Annotated in this window: 16 protein-coding genes; 11 read left to right on the forward strand and 5 right to left on the reverse strand. The window is 66.9% G+C overall.

What is annotated here, in order from left to right; translation table 11 throughout:
• Nucleotides 1-35 precede the first annotated feature (35 nt).
• Genes AC4D2W_RS00715 through AC4D2W_RS00725 form a run of 3 tightly spaced genes read right to left on the reverse strand, consistent with a single transcriptional unit; the run spans nt 36 to nt 2354 of the window.
• A complete protein-coding gene (locus tag AC4D2W_RS00715) occupies nt 36-743 on the reverse strand; it encodes a metal-dependent transcriptional regulator (protein ID WP_490925014.1) in 708 nt (235 codons plus the stop codon).
• A gap of 9 nt (nt 744-752) precedes the next feature.
• Nucleotides 753-1244, reverse strand: a complete 492-nt coding sequence (locus AC4D2W_RS00720) for an SRPBCC domain-containing protein (RefSeq protein ID WP_490925015.1) — start codon at nt 1242-1244, stop codon at nt 753-755.
• 9 nt (nt 1245-1253) lie between these two features.
• Nucleotides 1254-2354 (reverse strand): hypothetical protein, encoded by a 1101-nt coding sequence (locus AC4D2W_RS00725; protein WP_490925016.1) that lies wholly within the window; start codon nt 2352-2354, stop codon nt 1254-1256.
• A gap of 102 nt (nt 2355-2456) precedes the next feature.
• Here AC4D2W_RS00725 and AC4D2W_RS00730 point away from each other — a divergent pair, with 102 nt between their 5' ends.
• From AC4D2W_RS00730 to AC4D2W_RS00750, 5 genes are all read left to right on the forward strand, one after another.
• Nucleotides 2457-2993, forward strand: coding sequence for a putative immunity protein (locus tag AC4D2W_RS00730; RefSeq protein ID WP_490925017.1), 537 nt, complete (start codon nt 2457-2459; stop codon nt 2991-2993).
• A 66-nt stretch (nt 2994-3059) separates the two neighbouring features.
• Nucleotides 3060-3443 (forward strand): VOC family protein, encoded by a 384-nt coding sequence (locus AC4D2W_RS00735; RefSeq protein WP_490925018.1) that lies wholly within the window; start codon nt 3060-3062, stop codon nt 3441-3443.
• A 133-nt stretch (nt 3444-3576) separates the two neighbouring features.
• Nucleotides 3577-3927 carry a metal-sensitive transcriptional regulator gene (locus AC4D2W_RS00740; protein WP_490925019.1) on the forward strand — a complete coding sequence of 117 codons (351 nt, stop codon included), beginning with the start codon at nt 3577-3579 and terminating at the stop codon, nt 3925-3927.
• A gap of 62 nt (nt 3928-3989) precedes the next feature.
• Entirely contained in the window at nt 3990-4211 is a 222-nt protein-coding gene (locus tag AC4D2W_RS00745; RefSeq protein ID WP_400932731.1) for a heavy-metal-associated domain-containing protein, read from the forward strand.
• A gap of 82 nt (nt 4212-4293) precedes the next feature.
• Nucleotides 4294-6666, forward strand: a complete 2373-nt coding sequence (locus tag AC4D2W_RS00750; RefSeq protein ID WP_490925020.1) for a heavy metal translocating P-type ATPase — start codon at nt 4294-4296, stop codon at nt 6664-6666.
• 520 nt (nt 6667-7186) lie between these two features.
• Here AC4D2W_RS00750 and AC4D2W_RS00755 read toward each other — a convergent pair.
• Nucleotides 7187-9712, reverse strand: coding sequence for a DNA gyrase/topoisomerase IV subunit A (locus AC4D2W_RS00755; protein WP_490925021.1), 2526 nt, complete (start codon nt 9710-9712; stop codon nt 7187-7189).
• A 113-nt stretch (nt 9713-9825) separates the two neighbouring features.
• On the opposite strand from AC4D2W_RS00755, the gene AC4D2W_RS00760 reads away from it, so the two are divergent.
• From AC4D2W_RS00760 to AC4D2W_RS00785, 6 genes are all read left to right on the forward strand, one after another.
• On the forward strand, nt 9826-12522 hold the full coding sequence (locus tag AC4D2W_RS00760) for a bifunctional acetate--CoA ligase family protein/GNAT family N-acetyltransferase (RefSeq protein ID WP_490925022.1): 2697 nt from the start codon (nt 9826-9828) through the stop codon (nt 12520-12522).
• Between the two features lie 110 nt (nt 12523-12632).
• The gene (locus AC4D2W_RS00765) at nt 12633-13304 is read left to right on the forward strand and encodes a DUF5998 family protein (protein WP_400932723.1); all 672 of its coding nucleotides are present in this window, start codon (nt 12633-12635) and stop codon (nt 13302-13304) included.
• A 6-nt stretch (nt 13305-13310) separates the two neighbouring features.
• On the forward strand, nt 13311-14534 hold the full coding sequence (locus AC4D2W_RS00770; RefSeq protein ID WP_490925023.1) for an alkaline phosphatase family protein: 1224 nt from the start codon (nt 13311-13313) through the stop codon (nt 14532-14534).
• A gap of 2 nt (nt 14535-14536) precedes the next feature.
• Nucleotides 14537-15289, forward strand: coding sequence for a thymidine kinase (locus AC4D2W_RS00775; protein WP_490925024.1), 753 nt, complete (start codon nt 14537-14539; stop codon nt 15287-15289).
• 264 nt (nt 15290-15553) lie between these two features.
• A complete protein-coding gene (locus tag AC4D2W_RS00780; protein ID WP_490925025.1) occupies nt 15554-16018 on the forward strand; it encodes a hypothetical protein in 465 nt (154 codons plus the stop codon).
• A 1-nt stretch (nt 16019) separates the two neighbouring features.
• Nucleotides 16020-16265 (forward strand): helix-turn-helix transcriptional regulator, encoded by a 246-nt coding sequence (locus AC4D2W_RS00785; RefSeq protein WP_490925026.1) that lies wholly within the window; start codon nt 16020-16022, stop codon nt 16263-16265.
• Nucleotides 16266-16268: 3 nt separating this feature from the next.
• On the opposite strand, the gene sepH is transcribed toward AC4D2W_RS00785, so the two are convergent.
• Nucleotides 16269-17753 carry a septation protein SepH gene (sepH, locus tag AC4D2W_RS00790; protein WP_490925027.1) on the reverse strand — a complete coding sequence of 495 codons (1485 nt, stop codon included), beginning with the start codon at nt 17751-17753 and terminating at the stop codon, nt 16269-16271.
• Between the last annotated feature and the right edge of the window lie 218 nt (nt 17754-17971).

Raw genomic sequence — 17971 nt, forward strand, 5'->3', positions numbered from 1 at the left:
TCCTGCCGGCGGGCTAGCTCATTCGCCGGGTTAGCTCATCCCGCTGTTGCGTCCTGCCGGCTGTCCGCAGCGGCGGGCGCCGGCAGGACCCAGATGGACTGTGCTGCCGGAAGGCCCAGTTCCAGCTGTTTGCCGTGTGCCGCAACGGTGAGGGTTCCGGCGTAGGCCTGGCGCGAGAGAACGTGCACCTGCACGTCCAGATGCAGTCCCAGGCCGGCCAGATACCGCAGCAGTTCCGGGTCGGAGTCCGAAACCCGGGCGATGCTCACTCTGCTGCCCGGCTCGCAGCCGCTGAGCCGGACGGCCGCCAGCGGCGGAAAGCTGCCGTCCCGTGTGGGGATGGGGTCTCCGTGCGGGTCGCGGACGGGATAACCCAGGCGCCGGTCCAGGGCGTTCACCAGCTTTTCCGAGACGGCGTGTTCCAGATGCTCGGCTTCGTCGTGGACCTCGTCCCAGCCGTAGTCCAGGTACTCCACCAAAAATGTCTCGATCAGCCGGTGCCGGCGCACCATGGCCACCGCTTCACGCGTACCCTCTTCCGTCAGCGCGATCGAGCCGTAGCGCGCATGGGTCAGCAATCCCCGGGTTGTCAGCTTTTTGACGGCCTCTGAGACCGACGACGGCGAATTCCCCACGTGCGCGGACAGCGCGGACACCGTGACCGGCGCGTCGGTCCATTCCTGGGCGGTCCAAATGACCTTGAGATAGTCCTCGGAAGCGGCTGAAAGCGAATTGGTACCCACGCCTCCACCTTACGTGTTGCGGCTGGCCGGGCTCCTGCGGTCATCCAGCCCTTCATACACCAGCCAGAACTCGCTCATGCGCCGGGGGCAGCCCCGGAGCAGATCCTCGAGGTACAGCAGATGCGTCTGCCAGCCGGGCAGGTAGTTGGCGGCCTCATCTCCCAGCCCCTCGTGGACCAGCAAAAGCTGCGTGCTGCTGCCGACCGGGGTCAGCTCAATGCGCAGAACGGAGAGCGGCTCATCCGGAAACGACCAGGTGATCGCCAGCAGCCTTCCCGGTTCCCAGTCCCGGATCTCGCTGATGCAGGAATAGCCCACGGAGTGCTGGACGGTGACCACGCTGTCTGCAGCGAATTCACCGGAGGTGACGGTCCCCATCCAATGCGGCAGCGCTTCCGGGCTTGTCAGTGCGTGCCACACCCGGTCCGGAGACTCCGGCAGGGACCACTGCAGGGTCACACACCCGGACAAGGTGTCCATCAAGCGGCTGGTCAGAGGCATGGGCGGAGCCTAATGGACTTTATCTTCGTCCACCAGCGTCCAGGCATCGCCGTGTTGCGCCCGGTGCCAGTGCTGCCGGGGGCTGTCGATTTCACGGACGACGTCGGTCAGCCAAATGGTCCGGTCCGGATCCCAGCCGGCAATCACGGAAGCCCACTCCTCATCGACGTGGAGCGCGCGCCCTGCGCTGCTGAGATATCCCGCCACCGTCAAATGAACCGCATCCCATTCCCCAGCCACACGCTCCCAGTCCGGAATCAGCCACCGGCCGTCACGTCCAGTGACATGGAACCAGTCGTTGCGGCGGGATGCGGTGACGTCGAGCGGAAATTTCCGGCAGAGCGCTATCCAGTCTTCTCCGGTGCGGATTTCATACGTCCGGCCTGCGCCGCGGACCGGGATGGTGGTGGCGTCCAGCCAGCCCAGGGAATCCTCAATGAGGTTCAGGGCAGCGGGGATCCGGCTGACGGTGCCGACAAGCCCAAGGGGAAACGACCACCATGAGCCGGTCCAATTCGAGTGCAGTCCGCGTGCACTTGCCTTCCATTGCATTTCCTCGGCACGGATGTTCCGCCCCCACTGGGCCAGTCTCCGCTGCGGAGCGCTCCCCAGCGGCGCCGGGTCATCCGGGCCCCGCCAGTCGATGGCCCACTGTTCAGTGCCGCGGGGCGCCGCACTGTGCTGCATTGCCGGCATGGTCCCGACCCGGACGGCCAGGGGGACAAGTGCCTTCCGGATGACCGGCAGCGCGGCGAGCACATCCTCGCCGTCGGGGGCCTGCCAATACCTGGCAGCATCCACCGCAGCCTCGAGGGCCGGCTGGATCAGCTCATTGCGCAGGCCCGAAAAATCAAGAGAGAAGAGCGCGGCAGCGAGTTCCTCGGGCGAGGCAGAAACGGGGACACCGGCGTCGTCCTCTTTGGTGCCGTCGTTTGTCTCTTCAGGACTCATCAGGCCGAACATCACCGTGGAAGTTCCTTTGCCGGGATCGAGCTCGTAACCCAGCCGGAACACGGCCGTGCTGACGTCCGGGTCGAGTTCGGCCGCGAGCTGCAGGCACATCCGGCGGCCCCGGGGGCCGGCGAGCAGCGGTTCAGTCTCTGCGTTCATTCGGTCATCCTTGCACGCTGCAGATGCAAGGAGGAGAAGCCGTGCAGGTGAACCGCAGGAGAAACGGGGGACGGCAGGCACCCGGTATGCAAAGGTGATGCCATGGGTTCTCCTCAATCGCTGAGCGAAGCAGACCGGCGCACTCTGGCTGTTTGGGCTGCTGACTGCGCCGAACGTGTCCTGGCATTGTTCGAAGCGGACGTTCCCGATGATGGTCGGCCTCGGGATGCCATCGAGCGCGCCCGGGCTTTTGGCTCCGGTGAACTCAGCGCCGCCGGTGAGATTCGGCGTCGTTTCCTTGCCTTCAGAGCCGCCGGCGCCGCCGCGACGCCTGCCGGTGCTGCTGCCGCCAGAGCGGCGGCGCAGGCCGCAGCTGTTGCACATATGGGAGCACATGCCCTGGGCGCCGCGGCGTATGCCGCCAAGGCCGCCGCCCTCGCGGACACTGACCGGACCGCCGCGGGCGCAGAACTCCAATGGCAGGTCGCCCGCATGAGCCCACAAACCCGGAGCGTTCTCCGCCTGCTTCCGCCGGTGGGGGAGGACAGGGCCGGACCTCTGGGCCCGGGGCGGCTCGCAAGCGGTGAACTGGGGGCAACCATTCGGGCCATTCAGTCCGCCGTCAGCTCCGGCGATTGACCCGTGGGGGGGAGAAGCCGCAGCGCGCTCCTGAGCCGGCGGCGCTCGCCGGTTACGCTGACCTCCATGACAGCCCTGATCTCACATACGTCCTTTGACAGCATTGATGCCTTCGCCCAGTCAGTGTTCTGGAAAGAGGTGCTTGGTTTCCATGACGATCCCCACGACCCGAATCATCCCGGCGACGAGGAGTGCATGATTGCCTCCGACGACGGTTCCCAGCGCCTGCTGTTCATCAAAGTTCCGGACGCCAAGCAGGTCAAAAACCGGGTGCACCTGGATCTCAAGCCGGCCGAAGCTACCCGCGACCGGGAGCTGAAGCGCCTGCTGGGGTTGGGGGCCCGGGAAGTTGCGGACCGGCGGATGCCTGACGGGACCGGTTGGGTGGTCCTCGCGGATCCGGAGGGCAATGAATTCTGCATCCTGCGCAGTGACGCCGAGCGCGCGTAACCGGGCACGTGAGCATCACCGCCTGAGCCCCCGATGCTGCCCACCCGAGCAGCTGACAGATACCCCCTAGGGGTACTTGACGCATACCCCAAGGGGGTATATCTTCGTGGTAGATCGAACCTTAGGAGCGCAGATGAGCACAACCCAGGAACAGGCCACCGGCGGCCTCGCAGAGCAGGATCACTCCGGTGCCCACGGGTATGCCTCGGACAAGGAGGCCTACCTCAAGCGGCTTCGGCGCATTGAGGGCCAAGTCCGCGGAATTGCCCGCATGGTCGAGGAAGACAAGTACTGCATCGACATCCTGACCCAGGTCGCGGCCATCAACAAGGCGCTGCATGCCGTGAGCCTGGGCCTGGTCCAGGACCACATGTCCCACTGCGTCGTGGGCGCTGCCCGCGAGGCCGACGCCACCGGCAACCCGGAACTGGTGCAGGCCAAGGTTCAGGAAGCCACGGACGCCATCGGCCGGCTCCTGCGCTGAAATCTCCCTGCACCGCAGCTTTCAACGCCTGCCAAAGCAACCCATACCGAAAGAGGAACCCCATGGAAACCACACTGAACATCTCCGGCATGACCTGCGGACACTGCGTCGCCTCCGTGACTGAGGAACTCGAAGCCCTTAACGGCGTCGAGAACGTCAGCGTCGACCTCAACGCCGGCGGGATCTCCACCGCCGTCGTCACCTCCAGCCGCGAACTTTCACCCGTCGAGCTCGGCGAAGCCGTGGCAGAGGCGGGCTACCTCGTGGTGGAACCCTCCGCCTAGCAGCGACGGCTCCGACGGCGGCGCGCCCGCCACCTGCGGGCCCGTGCCCGCACCGCAATACCTTTGGAAGGACAGCATCCCCATGAGTACCGAAAAACTGCTCCAGCAGCCGCAGCCGCGGGTCATCGACCTCAAGGTTGAAGGCATGACGTGCGCTTCCTGCGTGGGCCGGGTAGAACGGAAACTGGGAAAGATTGAGGGCGTCGAAGCCACGGTCAACCTTCCGCTGGAATCCGCGCGGGTGCGTGTTCCGGACGGTGTCACGGACGAGCAGATCCTGCAGGCCGTGGATTCGGCCGGCTATAAGGCCAGCCTGGTCCGGCCCGCCGGATCGTCGCGTGCCGCCGTCGGAGCGCACAGCGGCAAAGCACACGACGGCGGGGCGCACGGGTGCGCCGAGGAGCATGCAGCCCATGATGGCGCCGGCATGGAGCAAACCGGCGAGGACCACATGGCTCACGGCGGAACGGCGGCCACGCTGCGTCCGCGGCTGATCCTGGCCGCCGTCCTCACGGTGCCGGTGTTCCTCATTTCCATGATTCCGGCACTGCAGTTCAGCAACTGGGGCTGGGTTGCTGCGCTGCTGTCCCTGCCGGTGGTCACCTGGTCCGCCTGGCCCTTTCACCGGGCTGCGGCCATCAACGCCCGGCACTTCGCCTCCACCATGGACACCCTGGTGTCCCTGGGCGTCATCGCGTCCTACCTGTTCTCGCTGGGCATCCTCCTTGCCGATCCTGCCCTGACCGCCCACGGCGGCATGTCGGATATGCAGGGAATGGCCGACGGCGGGCACGCCAACCTCTACTTTGAAGTCGCCTCCGTGGTGGTCACCTTCCTGCTGCTGGGAAGGTATCTGGAGGCCAATGCCAAGGCCCGCGCGGGCGACGCCCTGAAAGCACTCCTGAGCCTGAGCGCCAAGGATGCCACCGTGCTGCGCGACGGCGCCGAGGTCCGGGTTCCGGCGCAGGATCTGGTGGTTGGCGACGTCATAGTGGTCCGCCCCGGTGAGAAGATCGCGGCCGACGGCGTGGTCACCGACGGACACTCAGCCGTCGACGCCTCCCTGATCACGGGCGAATCCGTTCCGGTGGAAGTGGGCCCGGGGGATACCGTCACCGGTGCCACGGTCAACACCTCCGGCCGGCTGCTGGTCACCGCCACGCGGGTGGGCAGTGAAACCACCCTGGCCCAGATGGGGCGCCTGGTCAGCGACGCGCAGTCCGGCAAGGCGCCGATCGCTCGGTTGGCGGACCGGATCAGCGCCGTCTTCGTGCCGATTGTCCTTGGCATTGCCGTGCTGACCTTCGTGCTGTGGCTGGTCTTCAGCGGCGACCTGCAGGCAGCCTTCACCGCCGCCGTCGCCGTCCTGGTCATTGCCTGCCCGTGCGCCCTGGGTCTGGCCACTCCCGTTGGACTGCTCACCGGCACCGGCCGCGGAGCCCAGCTGGGCATTCTCATCAAGGGCCCGCAGGTGCTCGAAGACACCCGCACCGTGGACACCATTGTGCTGGACAAGACCGGCACGGTGACGGACGGACGGCTGTCCGTGGTGCGGACCGTGACCCTGGATCCGGTCTTTGATGAGCAGGAACTGCTGCAGCTGGCCGGATCCGTGGAGGCGGCGGGGGAGCATCCGATCGCCGTCGCCGTCGCCGCCGCTGCTCAGAATGCAGCGCCCGACGGCGCACTCGCCCCGGTGAGCGGGTTCGACTCGGCGCCCGGCGGCGGTGTTCGCGGAACAGTGAACGGACGCGCCGTCGTCGCCGGACGCCCCGGCTGGCTGGAAGACAACGGGATCCACCTGCCCGAGGAGGCCCGGACACTGCTGCGGGCCGAGCAGGAAGCCGGATCCACTGCTGTCCTGGTGGCCGTGGACGGCCGGGCCGCCGGAATCATTAGCCTGCAGGACAACCTCAAGCCCGGTTCCGTGGCTGCCATTGCACGCCTGCGGACCCTGGGACTGCGGCCCGTGCTGCTCACCGGAGACAACGCGGTGGTGGCCGGCCGGGTGGCGGCCGCCGTGGGGATTGCCCCGGAAGACGTGCTCGCTGACGTCCGCCCGGAGGGCAAAGTGGAAGCCGTGAAGCGGTTCCAGGCCGAAGGAGCCACCGTGGCCATGGCCGGCGACGGCGTGAACGACGCCCCGGCGCTGGCGCAGGCGGACCTCGGCATCGCAATGGGCTCCGGCACCGACGTCGCCATCGAGGCAGCGGACCTGACCGTGATGGGCAACGATCTGGGTCAGGTGGCCACGGCCATCGAACTGTCCCGGCGCACCCTGGGCACCATCAAGACGAACCTGTTCTGGGCCTTCTTCTACAACGCAGTGGGCATTCCGGTCGCGGCCCTGGGGCTGCTGAACCCGATGATTGCCGGCGCCGCGATGGCCGCCAGCTCCGTGCTGGTGGTCGGCAACTCCCTGCGGCTGCGCAACTTCGGCAAGCAGCACAGCTAGGCGGGGCAAGTCCTGCCGCCGCAGATCTCCGGCGGAACCACTCCGAATATCGAACCATTTAGTCAGAACTGCGTCAGTCAGAACTGCGCCCGTCAGCACTGCGCCCGCCGGTCCCTCTGGGCCGGCGGGCGCAGTGCGTTAACGGACAGCGGGACGCTGTGGAGTCTGTGGCGGATCCATTGTTCAGCCTTCGGGGACTTCCAATTTTGGGGACTCCAAATCAGCCGGATCTGCCCACAGGGTTACTTCGCCGGCATCTTTCGTGCAGATAACGGGTCTTGCGGAATTCCTGCGTGCAGATAAGGGGCTTATCAAGGCCGATATGACGTGTTTGAGCCCGTTATCTGCACGAAGAAATTGGCAGGACCGTTTTTCAGCCCGTTACGTGCACGAAGGATCTGCAGGCCGGCCATTTAGCCCGTTAGCTGCACTAGAGATCCTGCGCCGGATTCGCAGTGGCCTCAGGAGACAGCGAAGGCCGGACGGTCCGCAGACCACCCGGCCTTCGCCTGTGCCGGACCTAGCCCGCGGCCGGATCCTCGCCCGGCTCAACCGGCGTGTTGCTCGGCCCCACCTGGTCCACCTGGTTGGTCAGCGGAATGCCGGAGCCGTCCCGCCGTCCGTGTTCGGTGGGCAGCGCCCGGGCCACACCGTTGGCAGCGGCAGCCTTCGCCGGACCGTGCCCGGCCCACGCCACCGCCAGCGCATCCTCGCCCTTCAGGAAACGGTGGGCGCGCACGCCGCCGGTGGCCCGGCCCTTCACCGGATACTCGGAGAACTCGGTCACCTTCACCGAACCCCCGGGCGTCCCGGGGAGGGTCTCGGCGCCCGTGGACACGGTCACAACGACGGCGGCCGGATCATTCTGCGCCACCACGCCGAAGAACAGCACCCGGTCATCGGCACCGAGCTTGATGCCGGCCACCCCGCCGGCGGTACGTCCCTGCGGACGGACCAGCGACGCGCTGAAGCGCAGCAGCTGAGACTGTTCGGTAATGAACACCAGCTCGTCGGTGTCCTGCGCGGCTACCCCCAGGCCCACTACTTCGTCCTTGGGCTTGAGTGTGATGGCTTCCCAGTCGTCGCGGTTCAGCGGGTACTCCGGGTTGACCCGCTTCACGATGCCGTTCCGCGTTCCCAGCGCAATGATCTCGTTCAGCGGCACCAGACCGATCAGCTTCTCGCCCTTGGCCAGGGTCATGAAGTCCTTCACCGGAACCCCGCCGGCCATGTTGGGCAGGCCCGCGGTGGGCGGCAGGGCCGGCATGTCCAGTACCTGAACGCGGATCATCCGGCCCGACGACGTCACCGCGCCGATCTCGCCGCGCGCCGTCGTTTTCACCACGGACCGGAACACATCGTGGCGCACCCGCTGGCCGGCTTCGGTGAGCGGCTCCTGGTTGGACGTGCGGGCCAGCTGGCCGGAACTGGTGAGGATAACCCAGCAGGGATCATCGGCGATCTCCAGCGGCATTGCCGCCTTGGCGCCCTTGCCGGTGACGGCGGGCGCAGCGGCCACACCCTTCAGCGGAGAGGCGGCCTCGGATTCCAGCAGCACCGTCCGCCGCGGGGTGGCGTACTTCGCGGCCACCTCGCCGAGCTCCTCGGAGACCAGGGCGCGCAGCCGCGGCTCCGAATCGAGGATGGCCTGCAGCTCCTTGATCGCCAGGAGCAGGTCATCCTTTTCCTTCTCCAGCTCTATGCGCGAGTACTTGGTGAGCTGGCGCAGGCGAAGCTCCAGGATGTGGTTGGCCTGGATTTCCGTGAGGTCATAGACGGCCATCAGGCGTTCACGCGCCTGTGCCGTCTCATCCGAAGTGCGGATGATCTGAATGACCTCGTCAATATCCACAATCGCAATGAGCAGGCCTTCGACCAGGTGCAGCCGGTCCTGCTTCTTGCGCAGGCGGAACGCGGTGCGGCGGCGCACGACGCCGAGGCGGTGCGCCACATAGACCTGCAGAAGCTCCACCAGACCCAGGGTCCGGGGCTGCCCGTCCACCAGGGTGACGTTGTTGATGCCGAAGGAATCCTCCATGGGCGTGTAGCGGTACAGCTGCGCCAGCACGGCGTTGGGATTGAAGCCGTTCTTCAGCTCAATCACCAGGCGCAGTCCGTGGCTGCGGTCGGTCAGGTCCACCACGTCCGAGATGCCCTGAAGCTTCTTGGAGGTCACCGCATCCTTGATTTTCTCGATGACCTTTTCCGGGCCCACCATGTACGGCAGTTCCGTGATCACCAGGCCGGTGCGGCGGGCGGAGAGCTGCTCCACCTCCACCTTGGCGCGGGTCTTGAAGGAACCGCGGCCGGAGGCGTACGCGTCGCGGATGCCGTCCAGTCCCACAATCCGGCCGCCGCTGGGCAGGTCCGGGCCGGGGATGAAGCGCATCAGCTCATCCAGTGTGGCGTCCGGATTGGCGATCAGGTGCTGGGTGGCGGCAATGACCTCGCCGAGGTTGTGCGGAGCCATGTTGGTGGCCATGCCGACGGCGATGCCCGTGGTTCCGTTGACCAGCAGGTTGGGGAAGGCCGCCGGAAGCACCTCGGGCTGCATCAGCTGGTTGTCATAGTTGGGGACAAAGTCCACTACGTCTTCATCCAGGTGATCCGTCAGCGTCAGCGCCGGTGCGGCCAGGCGGGCCTCGGTGTACCGCGCGGCGGCGGGGCCGTCGTCGAGCGAACCGAAGTTGCCGTGTCCGTCGATCAGCGGCAGGCGCAGCGCCCAGTCCTGGGCCATGCGGACCATGGCGTCGTAAATGGCGGAGTCACCGTGCGGATGGAGCTTGCCCATGACCTCGCCCACCACCCGGGCGGATTTCACATGGCCGCGGTCCGGCCGCAGACCCATGTCCGCCATCATGTACAGGATGCGGCGCTGGACGGGCTTGAGGCCGTCACGGGCGTCGGGAAGGGCGCGGGAGTAGATCACCGAGTACGCGTACTCGAGGAAGGAACCTTCCATCTCGGTGGTGACATCAATGTCGATGATGTTCTCGGCGATTTTCTCGCCGGGTGCGGTTTTGGAGACGGGTTGGCGCCGGGCCATGCTGTTGTCGGGTCCTTGCATTGGTAGGGGGCAAACGGGGGTGCAGACGGGTTCGGCGCGGCGGCCGAAGCGTCCTGCAGACAGCGGAGAAAATTTCCCACTACTCTGAGTCTATGGCGGAGCAGGGACATTACCCCGAATATTGGGAAGCTGACGTGGTGTTGCGGGACGGCGGCACAGGGCATCTGAGACCTGTGACACCCGGGGACGCGCAGGCGCTGCAGGAGTTCCACATGCGCCAGTCCCAAAGCTCCATCTACCTGCGCTTCTTCACCTACAAGGCCAAGCTCAGCAACAAGGAACTGGCACGGTTCACCAACGTGGACTACAAGGACCGGGTGGCCTTTGTCATCACCATCGGCTCGGAGATTATCGGCATCGGCCGCTACGACCGCCTCGATGACCCCACCGAGGCCGAGGTCGCCTTCAACATTTCGGACGGCCACCAGGGCCGCGGGCTGGGTTCCATCCTGCTCGAACACCTGGCCGCCGCCGCCCGGGAAAACGGCATCCGCCGGTTTTCCGCCGAAGTGCTCCCCGAAAACCGCAAAATGATCGGGGTCTTCGCGGACGCCGGCTACGAGGTGCGCCGGCATTTCGACGACGGCGTCATCGCCCTGGACTTCAACATCGACCCCACGGACAAGTCCCGGGCCGTGATGGAAGCACGCGAACACCGCGCGGAGGCCCGCAGCGTGGCGGACCTGCTCTCGCCGTCGTCGGTGGCGGTCATCGGAGCCAGCCGCGAGTGGGGCAAGGTGGGCTACCAGCTCCTGGAACACATCATCGAGGGCGGGTTCACCGGCTCCGTCTACGGGGTGAACCCGGAGGCCTTCGAGCTGGCCGGAATGGTGTCCTACGCGCGGATCGCGGATGTGCCGGAACCGGTGCAGCTCGCCGTCATCGCCGTCCCCTATGACCAGGTGCTGCCTGTGGTCGAGGAGTGCGGCCGCGCCGGCGTCAAGGGACTGCTGGTGGTCACCGCCGGTTTCGCGGGCGACGGCGAACGCGGCCTGGCCCGCCAGCGCCGGCTGGTGCGGCATGCCCGCGCCAACGGCATGCGCGTGGTGGGCCCGGCGTCGCTGGGCCTGATCAACACCCGGCCGGACGTAAATCTGAACGCCTCCATGGCGCCGTCCATGCCCGTGCCCGGGGGGCTGGGACTGTTCAGCCAGTCCGCGGCGATCGGGGTGCTGCTCTACGCGGCGGCGCAGCGGCGCAGCCTGGGCCTGTCCTCCACCATCTCCGCGGGAAACCGGGCCGACGTCTCCGGCAACGACGCCATGCAGTACTGGGAGGATGACACTGACACCCGGGTGGTGGGCATGTACCTGGAATCCGTGGGCAACCCCCGCAAGTTCTCCCGCATCGCCCGGCGGCTGGCCACCTCCAAACCCGTGATCGTGGCGAAGTCCGATGTCACCGGGCTGCAGCTTCCCCCGGGCCATGCCGTGCGGACCACCCAGGCGCCGGCCGGGGCACTGGATGCCATGCTGCGGCAGTCGGGGGTCATCCGGGTGAACACCAACGAGCAGCTGATGGATGTGGCCCAGATTGCCGTGAGCCAGCCGCTTCCGGCCGGCCGTTCCCTGGCGGTCTTCAGCAACTCCGCCGCGTTGGGACGCGTGGTGGCCGATGCCGCCGTCGGCCTGGAACTGGAAGTGGGCAGCCTGCAGACTGACCTTTCCCTGGACAGCGGCATGAGTGTTGCCCTGCCGCTGCTGCGGGCCACCGTCACCAAGGCGCTCGCGGCCGACGGCGTGCATGCCGGCGTGGTGACGCTGCTGCCCTCTGTCGGGCTGACCACCGAGAAAATTGCCCAGTGCCTGCAGGAATGCGTGGCGGAAACGGGTAAGCCCATCGTCGCCGCCTTCACCGGCATCATGGATCCCGGTGCGCATGTGGAGGGATTGTTCACGGCGGGAGGCCGGGAGGAGGACGGGCGCCAGTCGGGCCTGCCGTGCTTCGCCAGCCCGGGCGCCGCCGTTGCCGCGCTCGCCGCCCTGATGAGATACACCGAATGGGCCGCCCGGGACCACGGCCACTATGTGGAGCCGGCGGGCGTGGACCCGGAGGCCGCCCGCGCCTTGATTGAGGAACAGCTGACCGGCGTGACCGGTGATGAGCTGATGCGGCTGCCCTCGGCGGCGGCCACGCAGCTGCTCGGCCACTACGGCGTGCAGCTGCTGCCCTCGGTTCCGTTTACCAGTGCGGAGGAGGCAGTGGCGGCAGCGGATTCCCTGGGCTGGCCGGTTGCCATCAAAACCATGGACGAACACCTGCGGCACCGCCTGGATCTGGGCGGAGTGCGGTTGAACATCTCCACGCCCGAGGAGCTCCGGACCAACATTGCGCAGATGAAGCAGGCGCTGGAACCCTACGGCAGCTTTGAGCTTGAAGTGCAGACCATGGCTCCCGCCGGGCAGGGCTGCACCGTGCGGGCCATCGAAGATCCGCTGCTGGGGCCGGTGCTGTCCTTCGGCCTGGCCGGGGACGCGGTGAACCTGCTGGACGACTGGGCGCACGGCATTCCGCCGCTGACCAACACCGATATTGCCGACCTGGTGCGCGCCCCGCGCGCCTCCGGCAAGCTCTTCGGCTACCAGGGGCTGCCCAAGGCCAACGTTGCGGCCCTCGAGGACCTGATTTCCCGGCTGGCGCTGCTCAAGGACGAACATCCCGAGATCGCCCTGCTGGAGATCAACCCCGTGCTGGTTTCCACCACCGGAGTCACCGTCCTCAGCGCCGACGTCCGCGTCGGCAACCCGCAGCAGCGCACCGACAGCGCCCGGCGTGCCATGCGGGATTAAGGCCGGACCACGCGGGACCCGGGGGAAGGCGCAAAGCGATCCAGGACTCACTTGGTGTGCTCCCGCGCGCCATTTAGGTGCTGGGGCGCTGTCTGGGGGAAACTGGAACCATGTCGCCGTTACTTTCTTCTGAACGCCGCAGCCTGGACGCATCCATGGAGCGGGCCGGCTTTTACCCCACGCTTCTGGCCGACGTCGTCCACGACGCCCTGGACGGCCGGGAACCGCTGTCCCACCTGATTCACCTGGAGACCCACTTCGAGCGCACCGAGGTGCACCGCCACATCACCGTGCTGGTGCTCACCGAGGACATGCTGGTGATCACCCACGTGGATGACCAGCAGCTGGATGAGGCCGGGGAACAGATGATGGCGCAGGTTTCCACCGAATCGGTTCCGGTAACGCAGATCCGGTCCGTGGTCCTGGGCTACATGTACGCCCAGCCGCAGAACTACAAGCCCTCCGACCAGGCCCGTGAACTGACCCTGGCCATCGCCTGGTCCGGCGGCCAGCGGCTGGACATGGGGCCGGCCGGATGCGCGGACCCGCAGTGCGACGCCGATCACGGCTATACCGGCAGCATCGCCCAGGAGGACATTGTGCTCCGGGTCAGCGCCGAGGCGGACGGAGCCCAGGCGGTGCAGAATGCCAAGGACTTTGCCCGGGCCCTGCGCAAGGTGAACACGGACACCGTGAATCTGCGCGCCCTGGACACCGGGGAAGCGCGCCAGCGGGCCGCCGGCCTCGGCAGCCGCTTCAACCGCGGCCACCACCAGCGGTAAGGGGCCATGAACTCGCCCTCCGGAACAAGCTCGCCCTCCGGTGAACCGCTGCCTCCAGCTCCCGGCTACGGACGCAGCAGCGTTGCCGATGTCCTTACCAGCTCCGCCGCTGTGCTCGGAGTGCCAGGGTTCGAGAACACCCTGAACCTGCCGGCCGCCAAACGCGTCTGCGTCGTCATGGTGGACGGCCTTGGCTGGTCCCTGCTCAAGCAGCGCGGCGGCCACGCACCCTTCCTGCGGGGCTTTCTGCCCACGGCGCGGGTCCTCACCGCAGCTTTCCCGACGACGACGGCGGCGTCCCTCGCTTCGCTGGGCACCGGGCGCCCGCCGGGTGAGCACGGCATGGTCGGATACGACGTGCTGGACCCGGAGCAGGACAAAGTCGTCAACATGCTCGGGAACTGGGATGCGGGGGTGGACCCCGCACGGTGGCAGCCCTGCCCCACGGTCCTGGAACGGGCGGCCGAGCACATTCCGGTGGCATCGGTCAGTCTTCCCCGCTTCGAGGATTCCGCCATGACCCGCGCCGCCCTGCGCGGGGGCGACTTCATCGGCGCCACCGGTGTCCACGCCCGGGTTGCCGCCGCGGTTCAGGCCCTGGCCGGATCCCCGAAGATGCTGATGTACCTGTACTGGAACGAGCTGGACAAAGCCGGACACAAGCACGGCGCCCAGTCACAGCAGTGGGGCTTCCAGCTGGAAGAGCTGGACAGTGCGCTCAAGCTCCTGGCCGCGCGCCTGCCGGCGGACACGCTGCTGCTGCTCACCGCGGACCACGGCATGGTTGATGTTGCTCCGGAGCACCGCTATGACTTCTCGGAAGACCCCGCACTCATCGCGGGGGTCCGCCACACGGCGGGGGAGCCGCGGATGGTGCACCTCTATCTGGAACCCGGCACCGACGAGCAGGACCGCGACAAGCTGATGGCCGCCTGGCGCAGCGCGTACGGCAATAAAATCTGGATCGCCACGCGGCAGGAAGCCGTTGCAGCAGGCTATTTCGGCGCCGTCGTGACGGAGGCCGTGCTGCCGCGCATCGGTGACGTGCTGGTGCTGGCGCGGGAGCCTATTGCCCTGTATGACCTGCGCCGCATGCGGCCGGCTTCGCTGGAAGTGGTGGGCCAGCACGGTTCCCTGACCCGCGCGGAGCGGGAAGTTCCGCTGCTGCAGCTCGCTGCACCCGCCGCCAAGCGCAATCCCGGGGCTTCTGCCGGCGGGAGAAAGAAGTAACAGTGGCTGAGCTTGTTTTCTTTTCCGGAACCATGGACTGCGGAAAATCCACGCTGGCACTGCAGATGGACTACAACCACAGTGCCCGCGGCCGCGGCGGGATCCTGTTCAGCCGCAATGACCGGGCGGGGGAGTCAATGATTTCCTCCCGGTTGGGTCTGCGCACCCCCGCAGTGGAGGTCACGGACGCCACGGATTTCTGGGACGAAGTGACGAACCGCCGCCAGGCAGGTTTCCGAGTGGATTACCTCATCTGTGACGAAGCCCAGTTCTACGCCGCGGACCAGGTGGAGCAGCTGGCGCGTGTCGTGGATGAGCTGTGCGTGGATGTGTTTGCTTTCGGCATCACCTCCGACTTCCGCACACGTCTTTTCCCGGGCTCCCAGCGGCTGATCGAACTCGCTGACCGGACCGAAGTGCTCCAGGTCCGCGCGCTGTGCTGGTGCGGCCGGCGGGCCACCCACAACGCCCGGACCGTGGACGGCGTGATGGTGGTGGAAGGCGACCAGGTGGTGGTGGGCGACGTCGGCAAGCATGCGCCCGCCGCGGCACCGGCCGGAGCGGCACCGGGTGTCACCGAGGAACCGCTGTTCTCCGCGGAAGCCGTGGAAACAGTGCCCGTCGTGGGATATGAAACCCTCTGCCGCCGGCACTACATGCGCCGGGTCACAGCCCACCAGGCGGAGTCGATCTCCGCTGCTGATGACTCTCCGGCCGACCTGGACGTCTGCGCGGTTCATCCCCGCATCCCCTAAGGAGCTGCGGTTTCGTGGCCTAGCGTGAAGTCATGGCAGACCGGCGCGCCACGTCGATCTCTGCGTGGCCGGCACGCTGCACGTTCGCAATCTCCTGGCCGTGAGGGACATCTTGAGGACGTATCCTGCGGGACCGCTACGGCAGCGCCTGGCTGCGCCGGGGCTGGCCGGAACCCTTGACGAGAGCTCGCGTGTAAAGCAGGCTGTACATGTAAAGCAGCCTGTACATGACAAGCGGGCCAAACATCGAAAGGGGAGAGCGGGATGGAGACTGAAACGCGCACTAAGTGGGGACGGGCGAGGTTTGGTTCCGGCCGGGTGCCGGCCATGGCAGTCGCTCTGCCCTGCGGGCTGCTCCTCGGAGCAGGCGGAGGATGGCTGGCCGTGGTCACCGGCGTCACAGAGGCGAATCCGGTGCTCGGCTTTTGCGTCTTCGCGGTTATGCTCACGATGCCCGCAACTCTGCTGGTGTACGCGGCAGTTGTTGACCGCAACACCATCGAGGGGGCGGTCGAACGGCCGGATGATTCGATCGAGGCTGGCTGGTATGACAAGGCGGCGTCCCGTTCCTTCACCGATCTCATCCTGATACTCGGAGTTGCGGGGACTGTTCTCGCATTCCTGCCGGGGGAAATTACCGTGAGCTTGAAGCTTGTGCTGCCGGCCGTGCTGGTCCTGTGCGCCGTGCTCTTTGGTGTGCGCTATCTGCTGCAGCGGCGCCAAGGCTGACGTGCGCAATCGAGTTAAGGAATTCCGCTCGAACCGTGAGTGGTCCCAACAGCACCTCGCCGATGAGCTCGGCGTCTCGCGCCAAACCATCATCTCCATTGAACGCGGACGGTTTGATCCGTCCCTGCCGCTGGCCTTCCGGCTTGCGTCGCTCTTCGGCAGTACCATCGAAGACCTGTTTATCCCCGACGACTACTCCTCAGGCGTGCCCGGAACATCCCAAGCACCGGGTGCGCCCCAGGCGTGAAGGCTAGTCGCCCTTGGTGCCGAAGACGATGTCGTCCCAGCTGGGTACGGAGGAGCGCTTGGGCTTGACCGCACGGCGGTCGGTGCCGTTCTCATCCTTGCCGGAACCGTCCTCACCTGTTCCGGCGTCAGTACGGGCGGCACCGGAACCCATCCGGTCCCAAGGGAAGTCGGTCCGGCCGCCCTTGCGGCCCCCGGTCTTGGCCTTGCCTCGGGCCGCAGCTGCCTCGGATGAGGTGTTGGTATCTGAAGCAGCGGCATCCTCTGAGGCAGGGGAAGGTGCCGTATTCGCGGCTGCCGTGATGCCGCTGTCGGCTTCTGCTGCGGGCGCGGCCGCCTGGACGGCGTTCTTCACGGGCTCGGAGTTCTGAGCTTCTGCACTCGATGCCGCGGCGTTTCCATCGGTCGACGACTTGTCGCCGGCACCGGCCGCTGCCTCGCTGCGACGGCGGAGCGGCCGCGTCAAGACGCTGAGTTCGCGGGTGTCCCGGTTGACTTCGCCGGGCAGCCGGTCCGCATCCACGGCGTCTGGTGCATCCGCCGCGGTATTCACGCCAGGGGCCGCCAGGGTGAGATGTCCGGTGCGGGGACGGCTGGAAGCGGAGTCATCCGCGTCCGAATGTGCGTCACGGGGATGGGCTGCCGGGATGCTGCCCTTGGCCAGCAGGGCGGCCAGCGCATCATCGCCGTTTTCATCGGCACCAAGCCGCTGTCCGCGGCGGGAACGCAGGACCTCCAGCAGGTTGGCGTTGTCCTCGTCGCCTTCCACGACTGCTCCGTCTTCTTCAGCCGCGGCGGCCTCAAAATCAAAGACACGGTCTGCAACAGCGGTAAGCCGCCGGGACGGGAGAGGGGAGTCCAGGGGTTCCAGTTCACTCAGCAGCTGCGCCCAGCGGTTGGCATTGGAAATGCTCTTCCGCAGGGGGCTGAAGGTCCAGCGGGCCGGTGGTTCTTCACCTACTGAGACCTGTGAGCCGTCCTGCAGATCAAACCGGGCCACCACATCCCAGGTGGAGTCGGGGCGCCGCCAGGCGTCCCACTTGACGCTGTCCGGGTCCACGCCGAAGGCCTTGAGCCGGTGATTGACCATATCGCCAAGATTTACCGGGCTGTCCCCAAAAGTGCTGCGGTAGCCGTCGTGTGCGGCGGGCAGGGGGGCTGCCACCTCAACGGACTGTGCCTGCCGGGCGACGTAGTCGCGTTCGGCGCGGACCGGGCCCTCGTAGCGGCGGATGTGGGCGAGGTCCAGGCCGGAAGCTTCAGCGACTTCTTCGGCGCTGGCTCCTGACCGGATCCGGGCCTGGATGTCGCGCGGCGCCATGGCCGGACCCTCGGGGCGTGCGGCAGCGGCGGTGGAGCGGTGCATGGAGCGGGATACTGCCACCCGAAGCGCTTCATCCATGCGCAGGCGGTAAGTCTCTCCGCCCTTGCCGCTGAGCAGCAAATGCTCGCCACCCTCATGGACACCCACGAGACGTAGATCCTGCATGAACCAATCCTCCACCCGATAGCAATTCCTTCTGGAAACAATGCCATCCGGCGGGCCGAAAGCCTACTGTTTGCGCGGGTGTGGCGCGGATTCGCCCCGGCGGGAGCCATGTGTTTTTGGCCTCCCGCAGCCCGGGCGGAGCCCCGGTGTGGTGTTTTGCTTCTGGGTCCGCAAAAATCTCGGGTTTACGGGCACAAAACCCCAGCTCATTGCGTTGA

It is taken from the genome of Arthrobacter sp. TJ-58 (assembly GCF_058269295.1).